Below are 1261 nucleotides of genomic sequence, written 5' to 3'. Positions count from 1 at the left end.
CGAGGATGAATAGCGCAACGGCGAAGCCGTTTTGAGGGCTACGTCGGAGTTTGTTGCTGCTCAATATACTGCCGGATGATCTCAATTGGTGCACCACCACAACTGCCCGCAAAATAACTGGGAGACCAAAGCGCTCCGCCCCAGAGTTTCTTTTTGATCGAAGGGTAATTCTTTTTTCGGATCATCCGGCTCGAAACGCCTTTCAAACTATTCACCAATGCCGATACCGCCACTTTGGGCGGATAATTCACCAGTAAATGCACATGATCATCCTCACCATCGAACTCAACCAACTCTGATTCAAAATCAAGACAGACCTTTTCAAAAAAGATTTTTAGATCATCCAGCACTTCTTTGGTAAAGACGTTGCGGCGGAATTTTGTTACAAAGACCAAGTGAACATGCATTTTAAAAACACAATGTCTACCATGTCTTAAATCACTTTTAATTCCCATAGACCAATCTATAATTGAGTTGTATTGACACAGTATGAGCAAGCCATGCAACGACTGCAAGCCTACAAATTCGAACTGATCGTCACTGGAGAACAACAGCGCCAGATGCGCCGTTTTTCCGGTGCTTGCCGGTTTGTTTTTAACAAGGCGCTGGCGTTGCAAAAAGAGCGGCATGAACAGGGTGAAAAGAAACTCTCCGCTTTTGAATTGAACAACCTGTTACCACAATGGAAGGCAGTGCCAGAAACACAATGGCTGTCTGACTCACCTTCTCAAACACTGCAACAGTCGCTGAAAGATTTAGATCGGGCGTACAAAAACTTCTTTGCCAAACGTGCTGATTTTCCCCGTTTCAAAAAGAAAGGTTCTGGTGATAGTTTCCGTTACCCGCAGGGCATCAAGCTGGAGCAGGGAAATAATCGTATATTTCTGCCCAAAATCGGCTGGTGCCGTTACCGTAACAGTCGGACGGTAGAAGGTAATATTAAAAACGTCACGATCAGTCTGTCGTGCGGTAAATGGTTTGCAGCTATTCAGACTGAACATGACGCTGCTATTCCTACACCGAGCGGCGATATGATAGGTATTGATGTGGGTATTGCTCGGTTCGCCACCTTGTCTGACGGTTCATTCTATGAACCCCGCAACAGCTTCAAAACGCTGGAAAGTGCCTTGCGTAAAGCGCAGCAGGCCATGAGTCGCAAGGTAAAATTCAGCAACAACTGGAAAAAGGCTAAAGCTAAAGTCCAGCGTGTCCATGCAAAAATCGGCAACAGCCGCCGTGACTACCTGCATAAAACTTCAAG

2 protein-coding genes are annotated in these 1261 nt (G+C 45.9%); one reads left to right on the top strand and one right to left on the bottom strand.

Annotation, left to right across the window (positions count from 1 at the left end):
• Positions 1-38: 38 nt before the first annotated feature.
• Positions 39-455 carry an IS200/IS605 family transposase gene (gene tnpA / locus J3L11_RS18780; RefSeq protein ID WP_133040746.1) on the bottom strand — a complete coding sequence of 139 codons (417 nt, stop codon included), beginning with the start codon at positions 453-455 and terminating at the stop codon, positions 39-41.
• Positions 456-500: 45 nt separating this feature from the next.
• On the opposite strand from tnpA, the gene J3L11_RS18775 reads away from it, so the two are divergent.
• The coding region (locus J3L11_RS18775) for an RNA-guided endonuclease TnpB family protein (RefSeq protein WP_133040745.1) at positions 501-1261 on the top strand (761 nt) is incomplete at its 3' end.

Source organism: Shewanella sp. 4t3-1-2LB (genome assembly GCF_017368415.1).
In the GTDB taxonomy this organism is placed as follows: Bacteria; Pseudomonadota; Gammaproteobacteria; order Enterobacterales; family Shewanellaceae; genus Shewanella; species Shewanella fodinae.
Note: the sequence above shows the minus strand (reverse complement) of the source record. Positions and strands in the feature narration are given on the sequence as shown.